General features: G+C 69.0%; 1 protein-coding gene. It reads left to right on the top strand.

Annotated elements, in window-relative coordinates; genetic code table 11:
• The first annotated feature begins 1 nt into the window (after position 1).
• Positions 2 to 19396: a beta strand repeat-containing protein gene (locus VF631_RS05030; RefSeq protein WP_431849184.1), complete on the top strand. Its 19395-nt coding sequence runs from the start codon at positions 2 to 4 to the stop codon at positions 19394 to 19396.
• Positions 19397 to 19500 lie beyond the last annotated feature (104 nt).

Genomic DNA, 19500 nt, shown 5'->3' with positions numbered 1-19500 from the left:
CATGTCCACCGCCGCGACACGAACCGCCTCCAGCCGCAACCGGCTCCTGACGACCAGCGCGGTCGCGGCGATCGCGGCGCTGACGATGCACGCGCCCGCCAGGGCGCAATCGGCCCCTCCGCAGCTCGCCCCCGGCGGCTTCCAGGGAACGGTTGGAGCCGGCAGTTCGGGAGCGACAGTGACCCCGCCGGCGGCGACCGACACCAACACCCTCGTCACCATCCAGGCCCCCCGCGCGATCCTGAACTGGACGCCCAACGACAACCGCACCGACACCACCGAAGCGATCAACTTCCTGCCGGGCGGCCGCAGCGCCGAGTTCGTCAACAGCACCGCCCGTTCGGGCCAGGACTATATCGTCCTCAATCGCATATTGCCGACAGCAACGGGCCGGGTCGTGGCCCTCAACGGCATAGTCACCAGCACGCTCAGCACCGTCGCCAGTGGTGCGCGGGGTGGCCAGGTCTGGTTCTACGCGCCGGGCGGCATCCTGGTCGGGGGTTCGGCGATCATCAATGTCGGTAGCATGTTGCTGAGCGCCAATAATATCGGCGACGAAGATTTCCTGGACGGGAATACCAGCTTCACCTTCGGCCGCGACGACAGCAACGGTGCGATCGAAATCTCAACGGATGCGCAGATCAGCGCCTTTTCGCATAACGCCTACGTAGCGCTGATCGCGCCGCGGGTGCGCCAGTCCGGCACAATCACCACCATCGGCTCGGCCGCCTATGTCGCCGCCGAGGACGTCACCATGACGATCTCGGGAAGCATGTTTAACATCGAGGTGGCAAGCGGCACCGACGTGGGCGGCACGACTGCGGGCGATGCGGCACTCGTGCATGACGGAACCACAAACCTCACCAGCAATGAGGCGGGTTACGGCGAAGCCGGCTATGGCGATCCGATCGGGCCGCGCCACGCCGTTATGGTCGCAGTGCCGAAGAACGACGCGATCACCATGCTGGTGTCGGGCCGTTTCGACTACCAGGCGGCCAGCAGCGCCAGGGTGGTCGACAACAAGATCATCCTGTCCGGCGGCCACAATGTAGAGAACGGCGCGATCACGCAGGCAGCGCCGGCCGAGGACGTCGCCAACATTCGGATCTTCAATCCGGTGGTGGACGGCCAGGCGCAGCGGACGCGGTTTGAAAGCGACGTCGTCGCTCAAGCGACCGGCGCGGTCAGCGCCACGGCGGTCGACACCAGCAGCGATGACGACGACGGACGACTACCCGACCTCTTCTTCGGCGGATCGGCGACCTTGATCGGAGCTCAGGGAGCGACGTTCGACGCTGGAGCCAATACGGTCGTTCGCGTGGTTGGCGATCTTACGCTGGACGCGTCGGGCTTTGGAAGCGGCGCGGGCGAGCGCGCCAGCCTGATCGCGCGCGCGGGCTCGGACCTCGAAATCGAAGGCGCGATCGACATTCGTGCCGATGCCGCTGGCGCGAGCGATTTCAACAGCACGCGCGCCGCCGAGCTGGTCGCGGACGGCGGCGCTATCCGGGTCGTGCAGGGTGCGGTCGTGCAAGCGGAAGCCCGTGCCGAGCTCCAGATCGGCCGTGATGCCGTCAGCGCCACCGGCGGCGCGGCGAACATTGCAAATTCAAACTCGGGAACGATCGAGATCGGCGGGCCCACCCTGGTGTCCGCCAACGCCGTCGGCCGCAACGGCGGCGCGGGAACAGGCGGCGCGGCCAGCATCATCAGCACGGGCGGCCTCGATCTCGGCGACCATGTCGCCGTCACGGCCACCGGCATCGGCGGACGCGGCCTCGCCAGCGGCCCCGGTGAGACGGGCCCCACCCCCGCCACGGCTGGTGGCGCCGGGCGTGGCGGCACGGCGACGATTGAGCTCGCCGGCGCGAACAGCCTGGGCGTGACGACCATCGACGCCGGCAGCCGCGGCGGCGCCGGTGGCAACGCGCCGACGGGCAATCCCGGCACTGGCGGGTCCGGGGCCGGCGGCGAAGCCCGATTCACGGCAAGCTCCGGCAACAATGAGCTCGGCGGCTTGACCGTCGACGCCAGCAGGGTCGGCGGCGCCGGCGGCTTAAGGATCGTTGACGAGGAGACCGTTGCGGGCGATTCGCTCGGCGGCGATGCGAGCGGCCTCGGCAACGCGATCGTCGACGTGACCGGCGGCACGGTGGTCATTTCCGGCGATCTGTCCGTAAGCGCGGACGCCTTTGGCGGCGTCGGCGGCAGCGGGGGCAACGGCGGAGATTTCAGCGAGGAAGAAGGCGCCAGCAACGAGAGCCTCGCCTCCGTCAGCGCGATTGGCGGGTCACTGCTCGTCGATGGCTCGGCGACGGTCTCGGCACGCGCCGAGGGTGGTCAGGGCACGCTCAACGGCCGCTCCGGCGGCAGCGCGCTGGGCGGCGATGCGGCCCTGGAAGCCGGCTTGGACGGACTGATCCGGATCGGCAACGAGACATCGATCTTTGCGGGTGCGACGGGCGGCGCCGGCGTCGCGCAAGGCGGCGAAGCGTTCGGCGGACGGGCCCAGATCAAGGCGAGCGGCGGCTCGGTCCGGTCGACCAACGCCGACGGCGGCGGCTTGATCCTGCGGGCCGACGCGACCGGCGGCGACGGCGAGTCCGGGGGATCGGGCGACGGCGGGCAAACCTCAGTCGATGTCGGGGCCAACGATGATGGCGGCGTCATCGCCAGCGAGAGCGGCCTGGTCCTCTCGGGCGTCGGAACCGGCGGTAGCAGCACCAGCGAAGGACCGGCAGGCGACGGCTTTGGCGGCCAGAGCTTCGTGCGGGCGCGGGACGGCTCGATCGCGGTGGGGGCCCTCGACATCGACAACCAGGGCGTTGTCGGCTCCGGCACGAGCGGCGAAGGCAAAGGCGGCCTGGCGCAAATCGAGAATGATGCGCCGATCACGATCAGCGGCCCAGCCACGATCGACGTGTCCGGCACTGGCGCCGGGGCCGCGGGCGGCGGTATCGTCTTCGTCACGACCAGCAGCATCGACGTTGCGGGCGACGTCACGCTTCGCGCGGACGGCACGACGCGCGATGAAGGCGTCGGCACCGCAGGCATCGTGCATTTTTCACTGTTCGGGACCGGCCGAGTCCGGATCGGAGATGCGCTCGACGACCTGCCCGCCAATCTGCTGGTCACGGCATTGGGAGCGCCGTCAGAGCCGGGCGCGGCCACGTTCTTGCTGTCGAGCGACGCGCCCGATGCGCTCCGCGTCGCTGACAACACCACGATCCTGGTTGGCGGCGACGCCATTTTCAGGAATTTCGAGGGAGCCGACCAGAGCATCGTCGGGCTGCGGACCGGCACCCTCAACGTCAGCGCCAGCGATGCGATCCGGGTGTTCGGCACCAGTATCTCGACTTACACCGACCTCGACGGAAATCTGCTCGGCTCGATCGGCTTCGATGCGCCGTCGATCCTGGTCGCGAGCGAGGCGGCGATCGCCGACCTGGCGGTGCTCGACACCGTCCAGGCGCGCAGCGACCGGCTCGGCATCAACGACGGGAGTTTCAATCCGGAAGGCAACCTTCGCGCGGCCGACATCACGCTGAGCGGATCGCAGCGCGTTTACGTCCAGAATAGCGGCGTCAACAGTGACAATCCCGACGACCGCGCCGGCTTCACGGTCGGTCCGAGCACGATGACGATCGTCACCGAAAGTTTCGACGAGCCGGTCGAGGTGATCATCAACGGCCGCGCGGAGGATGGATCGGGCGGCTTCGTGACTGGCGCCGAAATGTTGGACGAGGTCGTGTTCACCGGCGACGACGGAACGCCGGCGAACATCGCCGAGGGCTCCACAATCAACGGCTGCACGCTTGACGGCGAGTGCGCGTTTGCGCCGCCACCGCCCCCTCCCCCGCCCCCGCCTAGCGAGATCACGGGCTTCATCGGCACCCCGAACGTAGTTGGCGGCAACGCGAGCGTGACCGACGATCACAGCTTCATCACCGTCAGCAGCCCGCGCGCGATCATCAACTGGACCGATGCCGAAACCGACTTCCTGCCGGCGGCCAACTTCGCCGAATTCCGCGGCGGTAGCGATTACATCGTTCTCAACCGCGTGTTGCCGACCGACATGAGCCAGGCGATCCAGCTCAACGGGCGGATCGACAGTTTCGTCGGCAGGGCCGCCGGCCAAGGCAAAATCTGGTTCTACAGTCCGAGCGGAATCCTGGTCGGGAGCACGGCGCGGATCAACGTCGGCAGCTTGCTGCTCAGCGGCGGCAACATTGAAGACGAGGACTTCCTCGGCACCGATTCAACCTATTCCTTCGCGCGCGCCGATAGTGGAGCGGCGATCGAGATTGCGCCGGGTGCGCTGATGGAGGCATTGTCGCTCAACGCCTATGTCGCTCTGGTCGCGCCACGCGTGCGGCAGTCGGGCGAAGTCCGCGTCGATGGCTCCGCCGCCTATGTCGCTGCCGAAGCTGCCACCCTGAGCCTGGGCGCGCCGCTACTAGACATTGCCATTAACCGCGGCAGCGGGGTCAACGGCACCGAGGCCGCGGACGCCGCGCTCGTTCATGACGGCTCGACCACGTTGCTCAACCAGCGCGACGAGAGCGGTTACGGGCCGACCGGCGATCCGCGCCGCGCGCTGCTGGTCGCGGCGCCACAGGACAATAACGCCACGATGCTGGTGTCGGGCGCTATCCAATACGAGGCGGGTGACGGCACGGGCTTTTCCGAAAGGCGGATCATCCTGTCGGGTGGTTACGACATCGCCGACGGCGCGATCGACCAGGCGAGCGGCGCTGAAGGCCGCGTCGATATCCGGATCAACAACGGTTCGTCGGACGAGCCCAGCCGAACCGTATTCGAGAGCGACCTCGTTGCCCGCGCAACCGGGGGCGTCACCGCGCGCGCGACCAATACCGGCACCTTTGATGACGGAATCAGGATTGCTGACCTTGTCTTCGCCGGGTCGGCGACTCTGGTTGGCGTTGATGAAGCGCGGCTGGAAGCTTCGGACGCGATCGTCTCGGTCGGCGGCGATCTGACTCTTGACGCGTCGGGCGTCGACTCAAGCGCCGGAACCGGCAGCCTCGTCGCGCGGGACGGATCGCTGATCCGGATCGCGGGCGACACTTCGATTATGGCGGACGCCAGGGCGGTCGCGAGCGACGGCTCGGTAGCGCTCGACATTATCAATAGCGGCCTCGCCGAGATCGTCGCCGACGGCGGCGATATCGAATTTGACGGACGCACGACCCTGTCTGCATCCGCGCAGGCCGGGGACGGCTCCGAGCGAGGCGGCAATGCGGTCGGCGGAACGGTGCGGATCGAGGCGACCGAGGGGTCGCTCGACTTCGGCTACGGCGAGCTCGAGCTGGCAGCCGACGGCATCGCCGGTAACGGCTTCGAGGCCGGCGACGGCGCAGGCGGCCGAATTTTCGTGACGGCGCGGACGGGCACGATCCGCGTCGCGCAGGGGCTGACCGCGCGCGCGGATGGGACAGGCGGAAACGGCGCGACCGACGGCAATGGCGGCAGCGGCCGGGGGGGCACCGCCGACGTCAGCGTTTCTGGCGCCACGCTTGATATCGCGGCTGACCTGCGGATATCGGCAACGGCGCTAGGCGGCGGCGGACCGGTCACTGGTGCGGCGACCGGCGGCACCGCCGGCCTCCACAGCTTGAGCGGCGGAACGGTCGATGTCGGTGGCCGGATCAACGTCGAGGCAAGCGTCGAAAGCCGGGCCGCCTCGACCAGCCGGCAGTCGAACCTGACCGGCGGCACCGCTCTGGTGGAAGCGCTCGGAGGGACGATCAAGGCCGGCGACTCGATCATAGCCGAGGCGTTCGCGATCAACCAGCGCACCGGCAACGCCCTCGACGTGACCGGCGGCACCGCGACGGTCCGGGCCGCAGACGGCGGCGAGATTGACGGTGGCCCCCAGATTTACGTGGACGCGAGCGGCTACGGCTTCAGCGGCGGGCGCGGCTTCGGCGGGACGACGACGATCGAAGCCGATGACGGAACGATCACCAGCACCGGCTCGATCGACGCGGGCGCCGACGGCTATGCCGGGCCGATGGCCCAGGGGGCGGGGCTGGTCGCGCAGGGCGGGACGGCGTCGCTGCGCGCCATCAATGGCGGGATCATCGGAGGACGTGACGAAAGCAATCCCACCTCCGTGCTGACCGCCAATGCGGTCACCTTCTCCGGCGGCGACGCGAAGGGCGGGGCCACCTCTTTCGAAGCGATCGGCGGCACCATCGCCCTCAGCGGCTATCTGCACGACGCGGTCGGCAGCGCCGGTGACACCGGCACCGGCGGCCAATCCCTCGTCCGCGCCAGCGACGGCGGGTCCGTCACGATCGGACCCATCGGTCAATTCCAATCGAACGTCTCGGCCAGCGGCCACGACGCCGCCGCGGGGAGCGTCACGATCGAAGCCGACAACGGCGATATTGCGTTCAGCGGCGACGAATTACTGATCACCGCCGACGCATCGGGCAGCGACGGTGGGACCGGCCGGGGCGGCACCGTGTTGCTGCGGGCCGCGAACGGCGGCACCATCACCGCCACCACGCCGCGGGGCAGCGCGATCTACGTCGTCGCCCAGGGCTATGGCGGCAACAACGGCGACGAAGCATCCGGCGGCGAGGGCCGCGGCGGCTCGATCTCGATCGAGGCGGCGGGCGGGTCGATCACCGCCAACCAGCGCGTCGACCTGCTCGCGGCCGGCTTCGGCGGCGCTGGCGGACCGGCCGGCGGCGCCGGTCAAGGCGGAAGCGCGGCGCTGAGCAGCAGCGGCGGGGCAACGCTCAAGGTAGGCGCGACCGAGCTCGACGCCGACGGCCACGGCGGCAGCGCGTTCGCCAGCGACGGCGCGGGCGGCTCCGGCACCGGCGGATCGGCCTCGGTCACGGCAAGCGCGGCGACGATCCTGTTCGACGCGGGCGCTTCGATTCATGCCAACGGGACCGGCGGCACCGGCGACAATGCGGGCGACGGAACGGGCGGGACGGCCTCGCTCGTCGCGACGCGCATCGGCGCGGTCGCGGGGACGATCACTGCTCTGGCCGGGATCAGCCTCGCGGCGCGCGGGGGCGGTGGCGGTCCGCCGCTGACTTCGTTCCTGGCCGTGCAACCCGCGACCGGCGGCGATGGCACGGGCGGGACGGCTTTGGTGTCGATCGAGGGCGATCTCACCATTCCGACGCTCGATGTCGACGTCTCGGGCACGGGCGGCGAAGGGACCGATGATTTCAACGAGGGCGGGACCGCCACCTCCGGCAGCGACGGCACCGGCGGCACCGCGACCGTGCTGTTCAAGAGCGGGACGAGCAGCATCTCCGAGGGCTTGTCAGTCGACGCGCAGGGCACGGGCGGCGATGGCGGCAGCGCGCAGACGCCGGGTGCGGGCGGCAACGGGACGGGCGGCACGGCGAGTGTGACGACCGAGGCCGGCACGGTCAGCCTGGGTAGCACGGCTGTCATCGCCAGCGGTCGAGGCGGGGATGGCGGATCGGACCTGGAGAGCGGCAATCCGGGTTCGGACGGCGGCGCCGGAACGGGCGGAACAGCCCTGTTCGCAGCCACCGGCGGCGTGGTGACCGTCAACGGCCTGACCAGCGTGGATGCGGGCGCGTCTGGGGGCGGCGCGACTGGCCCGGGCGGCGCCGCGACTGGCGGGGATGCGGCGATCCGCAGCAATGGCGCGTCGATGACCTTCAACGACGATGTCGAGGTCTACGCGGCTGCAATCGGTGGCGAGAGTTCGGACGCCGGCGGCGCGGCGACCGGCGGCAGCGCCGAAGTGGAAGCGCTTGGCGGCGATCTCGTCGTCCTGGGCGAACTCAGGCTTGAGGCCGGCGCGTCGGGCGGGTTCGGGGTCAATCAGGGTGGCGACGCTCTGGGCGGCGATGTCAAGCTGACGGTCGGCGGCGGCAATGTAGAGGTGAGCAACTCCCTCCTGCTTCATGCGCGCGGGCGCGGCGGCGAGAGCCTTCGGCGCAACGGCAGCGGAACCGGCGGCACCGCCGACCTCGCCGTCACATCGCTGAACGGAATCGGCGGCAGCCTGGCGGCATTTTCGATCGGGATCGACGTCAGCGGCGAAAGCGGGTTTTTCGGCGAAGAAGGCGAACCAACGGGCGAAGGCGGCGACGGGACCGGCGGCGAAGCGACGGTCCTGATCGATGGCGCGATCACCACCGAAGCGATCAACATCCTGGCGACAGGTCGCGGCATCCGCGGTCGAAACGACGCCGAAGGCCCAGGCGCGGACGGCGGTGACGGCGTCGGCGGTTCTGCTTCGATCGAGTTTCGCAGCGGCACCAGCGAGATCACGAGCCTCAGACTCGACGCGCGCGGCGTCGGCGGCGACGGCGGTGACACGACCAGCGGCACGGGCGAGAGCGGCGGCGCCGGCGGCGATGGTATTGGCGGCGAAACGTCGTTGCTGTCGACCGGCGGCGAGGTGTCGATCAAGCGGTTCGGGATGACCTCCGCCGGGCTCGGCGGCTCGGGCGGAGGCGGCAACGGGGTCTCGGACGGCGGCAATGGGGATTTCGGCGGGGCGGGCGGCGCCGGTATCGGCGGCACGCTCACGCTCGGCGTCAGCGGAGGCGGTTCAATCGCGCTCGGCGTCATCGAAGGCGGTACGGTCACGATCGGTGGCACCGACTTCGATGCGTCCGGATCCGGTGGCAATGGCGGCAATGGCGGCGCCGGCGGACCGGCCGGCGACGGCGGTTCAGGCGGCGACGGCGTCGGCGGCAGCATCTCGGTCGAGAGCGGCGACGGAACGCTCACGATCGCGTCGCGCTTCACCTTCGAGACCGAAGGCGGCGAGGCGACGTTTATCACGGGGCCGAACTTCCTTGCGGACGGCGTTGGCGGCCAGGGCGGCTCCGGCGGCGACCAGCAGGGCGATAACGAAACAGCAGGCTCAGGCGGCTCAGGCGGCGACGGCACTGGCGGGACGATCGAATTCATCGCCACGGGCGGCGCAGCGCTGAACTTCGGCCCTGCTCTCCTCAGCGCAGTCGGCGCTGGCGGCAGCGGCGCTCGTGGCGGTTCAGGCTTTGTCGCTGGTGACGGCGGCGATGGCGGCGGCGGTGTCGGCGGAACGATCGAGGTCGAGTTCGCCGGGACGAGCACGATCGCGCAGCAGAGCCCGCTCTTCCAGGTGACCGCGGGCGCCGTCGGCGGCACCGGCGGCGGCGGCGGCGCCGGGATCGTCACGCCCGGCCCGTCCGGAACGGGCGGCGAGGCAGTCGGCGGCGCAATTGATGTCCGATTCGGGCCTACCTTCGCACCCGCAGAGTTCGGCATTACGGGGCTGACGCTCGACGCGAATGCGACTGGAGGAGACGGGGGCAGCGGTTTTGAAGTCGGCTATGGCGAGCCGGGCTTCGGCGGCGATGCGGCCGATGGAGGCGACGGCGGAGACGGCTTTGGCGGTGACATCGTCCTCGCAAGCGCCGTCGGCAGGACGAATTTCGGGGACGAGCTCAGCATTTCCGCGAATGGCACGGGCGGCGCTGGCGGCGGTTCGACCGACGGCATTGGCGGCGACGGCGGCGAGGGAATCGGCGGCAGCGCGGAGGCGAGCGCCGACGGCAGCGCCAGGCTTACCGCAGGCGCCTTCTCTATCCAGGCGACCGGCGAAGGCGGAGTTGGCGGGTTCAGCGGCAACGGCACGGGCGCCGGCGCTGGGGGGGACGGCACGGGCGGCGATGCGGCGATAGGCACCAGCGGCAGCGGCCGGACCGAGGCGGGCAGCGAACCCGGCGACGGCATCAGGATCGTCTCGGTCGGCAAGGGCGGCGATGGCGGCTTGGCAGCCGAGTCGGTCGGCGATGGCGGCGACGGCTTTGGCGGAATGGCAAGTGTCATTATCGCCGGCGGAACCATCGTCAGCCCCAATATCCTTCAGGTCGGCGCCGCCGGCCAGGGCGGCTCATCAGGGACAGACGGACTTGGTGGCTCCGGGACCGGCGGGCTGGTCGAGATCACGGTTGGCGACTCGTCCGGCGGCTCTGCCGGAACGCTAAATGCGGGCTCGGTGAACCTGCTTGGGTCGGGTTTTGGAATGGCGGGCGCGGGCAGCTCCTTTGCCGGCTTGGTTCGCATCGTCGAAACGGGGCAGGCGGCGGGCGGATCGATCGAGTTCGGCCAGTTGAGCGCCACCGCGTTCGGCGGAGGCGACGTCGGTCAACTTGGATTCGAACTCACGACAGCCAACGGCCCGATCCGGGTGACCGGGGATGTAGACATCTCCACTGAGCTCGACGCGTCGTTGACCGGAGTCGGCGATGGACGGATGGAGGTCGGCGGCCGATTCGACATTTTCGCCGGGCAGGCGCTCTTTCTTGCTCAAGACGCTGGCGTCGAGACGCCGCTCGTCAACGCGAAATCCACCTTCGTGTCCGCCGACAGCGTTCGGGGCGACAGCGCCGGCCTGGCCGCGCGCGACGACCTGATCGTGGAGGCCATCAACGATGTCACGCTGGGCCGGCTCAGCGCAGGCGACGACATCCTCATCACCGCCAGCTCCGCATCGATCGGCTTCGCGGTTACCGATGCGAGCGGCACCGAAGAGGCCGAGGAAGACAACCCAGGCTCTAAACTGATCGTCGAGACGACGGGCGCAATCTCGGTGGCCGACGCCGATATCGCGAACGACATTCGCCTGACCTCGACGGAAGGCAATGTCACCTCGTCCGGCACGCTCGCCGCGGGCGGCGATGTGCTCGTCTCGGCCGGCGGGAATATCGGGCTGGTCAACGCGTCGGCCGGCAGCGACATCGCGCTTTCCGGCAACGCGATCGCGCTTAGCGGCTCCGGAAGCGCAGGCGACAGCATCCTTGTCGAGGGCGACAGCGCAACTCTCGGCGATCTCACGACCACCAACACCAATGTTGACGGCGCGAGCGGCATATCGGTGTTCGTCGGTGGAGCGGCCTCGATCCGCAGCGCGGATTCTGCAACCTTCATCGACATAGCCGCCGGCAGCTTCAGCGGCGGCGCCCTGACCGCGGCCGATTTCGCACGGATCTCCACTTCCAGCGAGTCTGGCGGCAGTGGCGCGATCGACGTCGACAGCGTTGAGGCTGGTGGCTCGATCAGCCTCCTCGCCGAGGGCGAAATCTTCGCGGGCGCGCTGAATTCCGAAACCGACATTGTCGTGAGTTCATCCGGGACCGCCGACTTGGGAAGTGCGGCGGCAACCCGCGACCTGAGTGTCGAGGCGGACAACATCGCCCTCGCCAGCGGCACGGCAGGCCGTGACATCAGCCTGGATGCGACCGGCGACATCGATGTCGCTTTCGCCCAAGCCGGTGACGATCTGAACATTGTCGCGGGCGGCGCCGTCGACGCCGAGACGCTATCGACCACCGGTCTTGGCGAGGACATCACCGAAACCGGCTACGGCCCCGGGCCGGGCGACGGCAGCAACATCATCGTCCTCGCCGCCGGCGATGTAGCGATCAAGGACGCCGACGCGGCGGATGACATCACCCTCACCTCCAGTGCTGCCGGCGTCACCAGCAGCGGCACGCTCGATGCCGGCCGGGACCTCACCATTCAGGCGGCCGGCAGCGCGGACCTCGCTACAATCCGGGCAGGCGACGACATCCGCATCAATGCCGCGCTGGTCAGCATCGGCGCGGCCGAGACGGACGGCTTTGGCGAAGATGAGGAGGAGGATGGCTCCAACCTGATCGTCGAAGCAACCGGCTCGATCGATATCGCCGACGCGGACGTTGCGATCGACATCGCGCTCACGGCCGAGCAGGGAGATGTATCGAGCACCGGTGCGCTCCTCGCGGGCCGCGATCTTGCGGCCTTGGCGGGCAACGAAATTGCGCTCACGACCGCCCGGGCGGGTGGCGATATTGCGCTGCTCGCGACCGGGGATATCTCCAGTTCCGGTACGCTCACTGCCGACTTTGACCTGGCCGTCAACGGCGGAACGATCGCGCTCGCCGACGCGAATGCAGGCGTCGATATCGCGTTGCTGGCGGACGGAGACATATCCAGTTCCGGGACGCTCACCGCGGGCGTCGACCTGGACATCAACGGCGAGTCGATCGCGCTGAACGACGCGAGTGCGGCCGGCGATATCGCGTTGCTTGCGAACGGAAATGTCTCCAGTTCCGGGACGCTGACTGCGGGCGTGGACCTGGACGTCAACGGCGGAGCGATCGCGCTGACGGATGCGAGTGCGGGCGGTGATCTCGCCCTTCTCGCCGACGGCAGCATCTCCAGTTCCGGATTGCTCTCCACGGGCGGCAATCTCGACGCGAACGGCGGAAGCATTGCGTTCGCAAACGCAGCGGCCGTGGGCGACATCGCTCTTCTGGCAGACGGCGCTATCGTCGCCAGCGGCCTGCTCTCGGCGGGCGGGGACCTCGCGGTCGACGCGGGCGGCGATATCATGCTTTCCGACGCTCGAGCCGATCTCCAGATCAGCCTGTCCGGGAACGCCGTGGCGCTGACCGGTGTCGCGACCGCCGGCGACAGCATCTTCGTGGAGGGTGCGAGCGCCGATCTTGGCCAGCTGACGACCACCAATGCGGCGGACGGCGAAACCCCAAGCGGTATCTCAGTGTCCGTCGGCGGTGAGGCCACGATCCGGAGCGCGGACTCGGCGGCCTTCATCGACGTAGCGGCCGGCAGCTTCAGCGGCGGCAATCTCATCGCCGCAGACTTCGTCCGGGTCTCCGCTTCCAGCGAAGCGGGCGCGAGCGGCAAGATCGATGTCGAGGGCGTCGTGGCAGGCAGCTTCATCAACCTGTCCGGCAGCGGCGCTGTAGCCGCAGCATCGCTTGGCTCTGCAACCGACATCACCGTGACGAGCGGCGGCCTCGCCAATCTCGGGACCGCGAACGCCGGGCGCGATCTCCTCGTCGACGCACAAAGCATCACGCTTGAAAACGGCACGGCGGGACGTGACGTCCGGCTGCTGGCGAGCGGCGCGATCACGGTCACGACGGCGCAGGCCGGCGACGACTTCGTCGCGCGGAGCAGCGACGGATCGTTCACCGGCGGCTCGATCGTCACGGACGGGCTTGGCGAGGACCTGAGCGAAAGTGGCTACGGTTCTGGCGACGGCAGCAACATCATCGTCGATTCCGCGGGCGCGATTCGGCTCGACAATGGCGCGGCGGTCGATCTGGTGAGCCTCACGGCGAATGATCGGATCGACAGCGCCGGACTGATCACCGCGGACCGGCTCGACGCGCGCGCCGCGAGCGACATCGCGCTCAACGACGTCGACGTGACGCAAAGCCTGGTGCTTTCGACCAGCGCAGGGTCGGTCTCCGGTCGCGATTTCGTCAGCGACGGCGATATTCTGCTCGACGCGAGCAATGCGATCACCCTCGCCTCCGCCGATGCCGGCGGCGGCTTCCGCGCCGATGGCGCCACGATCGACATCGGAAGCGCGACGGCAAACGGCGACGTGGACATCGACGGCATCGGCGATGTCACGATCGGTGAAGCGAATGCTGGCAACGACGTCACGATCTTCGCGGGCGGAGCGGCCGTGGTCGGGCAGGCCAATGCGCTTGGCGGCGGCAGCGACGGCGAAGGCGACGGCTTCAATGTCAGCGTCGAGGCGAACGGAAACCTGACGTTCGGCAGCGCCGACACGATCGGCGACCTGCGGCTGGTCTCGAACGCGGGGGGCATCGGGCGGCTTGCCGATCCGGGCGGCGAGACTCCGAGCTTGATCGACGCGGGCGGCGACATTTTCGTGAGTTCGGCAGTGGACCTCACGCTTGCCGGCGTCGAGGCTGGCGGCAGCGTTACGCTCTCGTCCGACGGCGTGCTCGATGTCGACACCGTCATGGCGGGTAGCTTTATCAACCTGCTCGGCGACGGTGCGGTCGCCGGCGAATCGCTCACCTCGGGAAGCGACATCCTTGTGTCGAGCGGCGGCCTGGCCGACCTCGGGACGGCGAACGCCGGGCGCGATCTTGCCGTCAACGCACAAAGCATCGCGCTTGCGAACGGCACGGCGGGACGGGATATCCGGCTGCTGGCGAGTGACGCGATCACCGTCACGACTGCGCAAGCCGGCGACGATTTCGTCGCGCGGAGCAGCAATGGAACGGCGTCGATCGGGACGGTCGTCACCACCGGGCTGGGCGAAGACGCGATCGAGACCGGCTACGGTCCGATCCCGGGCGATGGCAGCAACATCCGCGTCACCGCGGCCGGCGACGCCCGGCTCGACAATGGCGACGCTGCGAGCGGCATCATCCTGCGCTCCAACGCGGCTTCGGTGCTGAGCGACGGACTGTTGCGCGCGGACAGCCTTTCGGCTTCGGCGGCGGCGGACATTGCGCTCAACGACGTCATCGTCGCGGAGTCGCTCGTCCTTTTCGCGACCGGCGGCCTGATCTCCGGCGGCAGCTTCACCAGCGGCGGCGGCATTGACCTCGCAGCGTCCGAAGCGATCACGCTCGCCGCAGCGACAGCGCAGGGCGACATTGCCCTGTTCGCGAACGGCGCGATTACTCTCGGCAATGGCGACGCGGGCGGAAGTCTCTTCGCCGAATCCGAAGAAGGTTCGATCGACATCGCCACCGCGAGCGCAGGCGGCTCGCTCACGCTGTCAGCGGGCACCATGGCAAACCTCGGCACCGGCAGCGCCGCGCTGGACATCTTTATCGAAGGGCCAATCACTCAGGTCGGCAGCATCGCTGCGGGTCGCGATATCCTCCTCGACGGCGCGGAAGGGATTAGCCTCACCTTCGCGCAGGCCGGCGACGACTTCGTCGCGGAGAGCGAGAATGGGGCGTTCACCGCGGGCCGGGTCGTCACGACCGGTCTTGGTGAAGATGCCGGCGAGACGGGCTACGGCGCCGGTGATGGCAGCAACATCCTGGTCTCCGCCCTCAGCGACGTACGGCTCGACAACGGCGATGCGGCCGACGCGATTTCGCTGAGTTCGAGTGCGGGCTCGGTGCTGAGCGAGACTCTGCTCACGGCCCGCAGCCTCGGCGTGACGGTCGCCGGCGACATCGCCGTCAACGACGTGACCACCGTCGAGGATTTGATCCTGTCGGCGCGCGACGGGCGCATCAGCGGCGGCGACTTCGTTTCGGGCGGCGTCATCGATCTCTCCGGCGGGAGCGGCGTGTCGCTTCTGAGCGCCGATGCAGGCGGCTCGGTCTCGCTGACCGCAGGCGCAGGAGGCGTGTCGATCGGCTCCGCGCAATCCGGCGACTTCATCAGCCTGTTCGCTCAGACGGGCCCAGTAAGCGCCGGCACGCTTACGGCTGCGAGCGACATCGCTCTGCAGGCGCTGGACGGCCCGGTCGCCGCCACCAGCCTGATGGCGGGGCGGGACCTGTCGGTTCGCGCCTCTGGCGACGTCACGCTCGGCTCGGCGCAGGCCGGCGACGACCTCTCCGTCCGCTCCGGCGGCATTGCGATGCTCCAGAACCTGGTCACCACCGGGCTCGGCGATGACGCGGGTGAGAGTGGTCCCGGCGACGGCAGCAACATCTCCATCGGCGCGGAAGGCAATGCGCTGGTCGGCAACGCGCGGTCGGCCGCGAACCTCAGCATCGTCTCCAACAGCGGCGACATCCGGCTCGAGACCGGGCAAGCCAACGGCCGCATCGACCTGACCGCCAATGCAGGGTCGATCCTGAGCGGCGGCGCCCTCACCGCTCGCCAGCTGGGCGCGCTGGCCGGTGCCGACCTCGCACTGACCGACGTGTCTACGACTGCCGATCTGGTGCTCAGCGCCAGGAACGGGGCGATCAGCGGGAATTCGTTCACGTCCGGCGGGGCGATCGATCTGACTGCGGCTGACGGCGTGTCGCTCGTCAATGCGCGTGGCGCGTCGATCGACATCGAAGGCGGCAACGGAGGAATCGAGCTCGGCTTCGGCGAGGCGACCGGCTCGATCAGCCTGCTCGCGCAAAGCGGCAACATCGGCACCGGCGATCTCACCGCCGGCGGCGGCATCTCGATCCAGGCGCTGAACGGGGCGGCCGAGGCAGGAAGCCTGGTCGCGGGCCGCGACCTCTCGGTCGGGGCAAGCGGCGACGTGAGCCTCCTCGCTGCCAGAGCCGGCGGCGAGGCGCGTTTCGCCGCTGGCCGCAATCTCGATGTCGGCACGATCCGCGCCGGCGCGATCGGCGGTTCGGCCGGTGGCGCTATCGATGTACAGGACGCGACCGCTACCGGCGCCATCACGCTCCAGGCCGGCACGGGCCTGAGGCTGGCTCGGGCGGCGGCGGGAACGGACATCCTGCTGAGCGGCGGCGCACTGCAAATCGGATCCGTTGAAGCGGGTGACGATCTCATCGTGCAGGCCCGCTCGCTGAGCGCCGATCGCCTGGCGACCACCGGCCTTGGCGAAGAGCCGACCGGGCCACGTAACGGCAGCAATATCCGGATTTCGGTTGACGGCCTTGCCGCGGTTGCGACAGCAGACGCCGCTGGAGGCCTGCTCGTACAAGCGGCCGATATCGCGTTCGGCTCGGCGTTGGCGACACGGGGTGACGTCACGCTCGGCGCCACCGGATCGGTGACGGTGCAACAGGCCCGGGCCGGCGACGACATCAGCGTCACCGCCGGAACGACGGCGCTGGTCGGCGCGGCCGCGGCGCCGGGCACCGGCGTCGACAACGAGAGTGATGGCGCGAACATCCGCATCGCCGCCGTCGGCAACATCAGCTTCGGCACCGCCGCCACACCTGGCGGCCTGCGGCTCGTTTCCGCGCAAGGCGGCATTCTGCGTCTGGGGGCGCCGCAGGTTCCCGCTTCCAACCTGATCGAAGTCGGCGGCGACGTCTTGGTCGACTCCGCGTTCGATCTCAACCTTGCGTCCGTCACCGCGGGCGGGGCAATCACACTCGGCTCGGACGGGGCGATCGACGCGGGTGCGCTGAAGGCCGGCAACGGCCTGGTGCTGACCGCCGGAGCCGGGCTTCAGGCGGACTCGATAGAAACCGGCGCCGAGATCCTCGCGAGCGGCACTTCTATCGACTTCGGCAGCGTCAAGACGCCTTCTGTGCTCGATCTCGCCACGGCGGGCGCAATCCGGCTCGGTCCGGTCGACGCGGGCGATATCACGGGTGTCGGGGCGAGCATCGTCGCGACCACGCTCACCTCAGCCGGCGGGATCGCGCTTTCCGCCATGTCGGGAGACGTCACCGTTCAGGGCGCGACGGCGCGAACCGACATCGCGCTGAGCGGCGGCCGGCTCGCGCTGGCGGACGGCATTGCGGGTCGAGATATTCTGCTCGACGCGCGCGGCGATATCGCGGTGGGCACGGCGCGCGCCGGCGACGATTTCGAAGCGCAGGCCGGTGGCAGCTTCGCCGCGACCAACGTCGTGACGACCGGGCTCGGCCCGGATGTGGGCGATGTGGCCGGCGGCGGGATCACCAGGCTGGCCGGACCGGACGGCAGCAACATCCGGATCAACGCAACCGGCTCGGTTCAGCTCGCCACCGGCACGGCCGCGGACGTCATCCAGCTTGCCAGCCGTCAGGGCGGCATCGCCAGCACGCAATCACTGACGGCTGGTGACTCGATCCTCGCCGACGCCGCGACCGGCATGACGCTGATCGACGCCACTGCCGGGCAAGGCATCGATCTTCGCGCCGGCGGCGCGGTCAGCGGAGCGGCTTTGACCGCCGGCACGGACGTTCGCCTGTCTTCCGGCGGCACTGTCGCGCTAGCTTCGGCGGTGGCAGGCGACGACGTGGATGTGACGGCGGCCGGAACGGCGACCTTTGGTTCGCTCACCACGACGGGCCGAGCCCCGGACGACGGCAACAATGGAGCGTCGGTGATTGTCGCCGCAGCCGGCGGAGTCACCGCCGCCACGATCAACTCGGCGGGCGGGGTGAGCTTGCGAGCCCTGAACGGAGCGGTGCTGGTATCGCAGGACCTGCGATCGGCTCGGCCGGTCGAAGCATCGGGCCGGGCAGTCACGCTGAATGCGATCGGCGCGCTCGCCGTCCGGAGCGCCACCGCGAGCGCCGGGAATGTCGCGCTTGCGAGCGGCGGCAACCTCGCGATCGATACGGCCGACGCGAGCAGCGCAGTCAATGGGAGCTCGGGCGGCGCACTCTCGATCGCCGGCGCCGTGAACGGGGCTCAGCTGAGCTTCTCCTCGCGGGATATCGAGATCGGCAGTTCGGCACAGGTCGGCACGGCGGCGCGCACGCAAAGCCTTCAGATCAGCGCCAATGGCGGCAATGTCCCAATCGTCATCGGCGGCACGGCGCAGGGTGCAGGCTACCGGCTCGATAATGCAGAATTCGCCCGACTCACCGCGCGCGACGTCCGGATCAGCGGCCAGGGTGAGAATGCCACCATGCAGATCGACGCACTGACCGTGCGCGGAGCCGCGAGTGGCACGTCGTTCAACGTCGGCAACAGCCTGACGCTTGCAAGCAGCGGCGACGTCGAGATGATCGGCAGGCTGTCCTTCGAGAATGCGGGCGACACGAACCTGCTCCGCATCTCCTCCGGTCGAACCTTCTTCGCCGATAATGCGGGTGCGGGGATCGCCGTGACCGGACAGGGCGCGGCGCCAGGCGGGCGCCTGGAGATAGACGGCCGCAGCATCATCGTTGCGGGTCGAGGCGCCCTCGCCGACCTTGCCACCGCCACCGATGTCCGATCGCGCGACGAACGGCTCGGCACCAACGATGCGGGCGTGGACAATGGCGGCTTCCTCCGGGCCGGCTCGATCCGGCTGGCTGCGGCGGATCGTATCTTCGTCCAGAATAGCGGCGCCAACACGCCGCGCAGGCCGAACGAGCGCGCGGGCATGTCGGCGGGAGCGGGCGGGATCACGCTCGCGTCACTCGGCACCACCCCCGTCGAGGTGATCATCAACGGACGCCAGGACAATGGCCAGGGCGGCTTCGTTCTCGGCAAGGACTTGATCCCGGCCATACGCACTGAAGGCCTGCAAGGCGCCGGGTTCCAGTTCGCGCAGGGATCGACGGTCAACGGTTGCCTGGTCAGCGGCGGATCATGCGGCGAGGTATTCCAGGAAAGCCCGTTCGTGTCGGCAAGAGAGATCATCGAGCGGCTCAGGGAGGAAGATGCGTCGGAAGCCAGCCTTACCCGCCCGTCCGGGGTCGGTTTCAATCGCCTCATCAGCTTGGCGGGTTCGCCGTTCTTCCCAATGGTCGAGGAGCCGGTGACGGGAGCCGGTAACGAGGATCTCGGCCTGGACAGCTTCGGCCCGCTGGACGCAGGCGATGCCTTGCCCGGGCAGAACGAGATTGGGGGAGCTGTGACTGGCGCTGGTAACGAGGCGCTGCAGTCTGAAAGTGAAGGGCAGATGGATTGCGCCAAGGATCAGCAAAGCCGAGGCCAAAGCGGTGCTGGTTCCGCAACTTGCACCAAGAATGATCCAATCGACCGGAGCGTTGCTCCGACGGGGAAGTGAGTGGTGAGCGCAGACCTGCCTGGAAGATTGTTCGCTTGAAGCGGACATCTGTCATATCCTGGATCTGACATTTCCCTCTCAGAGCCTGCATGAGGAAACCCATC

Origin of the sequence: Allosphingosinicella sp. (genome assembly GCF_036387615.1) — a bacterium.
Lineage (GTDB): Bacteria > Pseudomonadota > Alphaproteobacteria > Sphingomonadales > Sphingomonadaceae > Allosphingosinicella.
Note: the sequence above shows the minus strand (reverse complement) of the source record. Positions and strands in the feature narration are given on the sequence as shown.

Coding starts and splice junctions, on each gene's coding strand:
- VF631_RS05030 (WP_431849184.1), top strand. CDS start 2: ATGTCCACCGCCGCGACACGAACCGCCTCCAGCCGCAACCGGCTCCTG.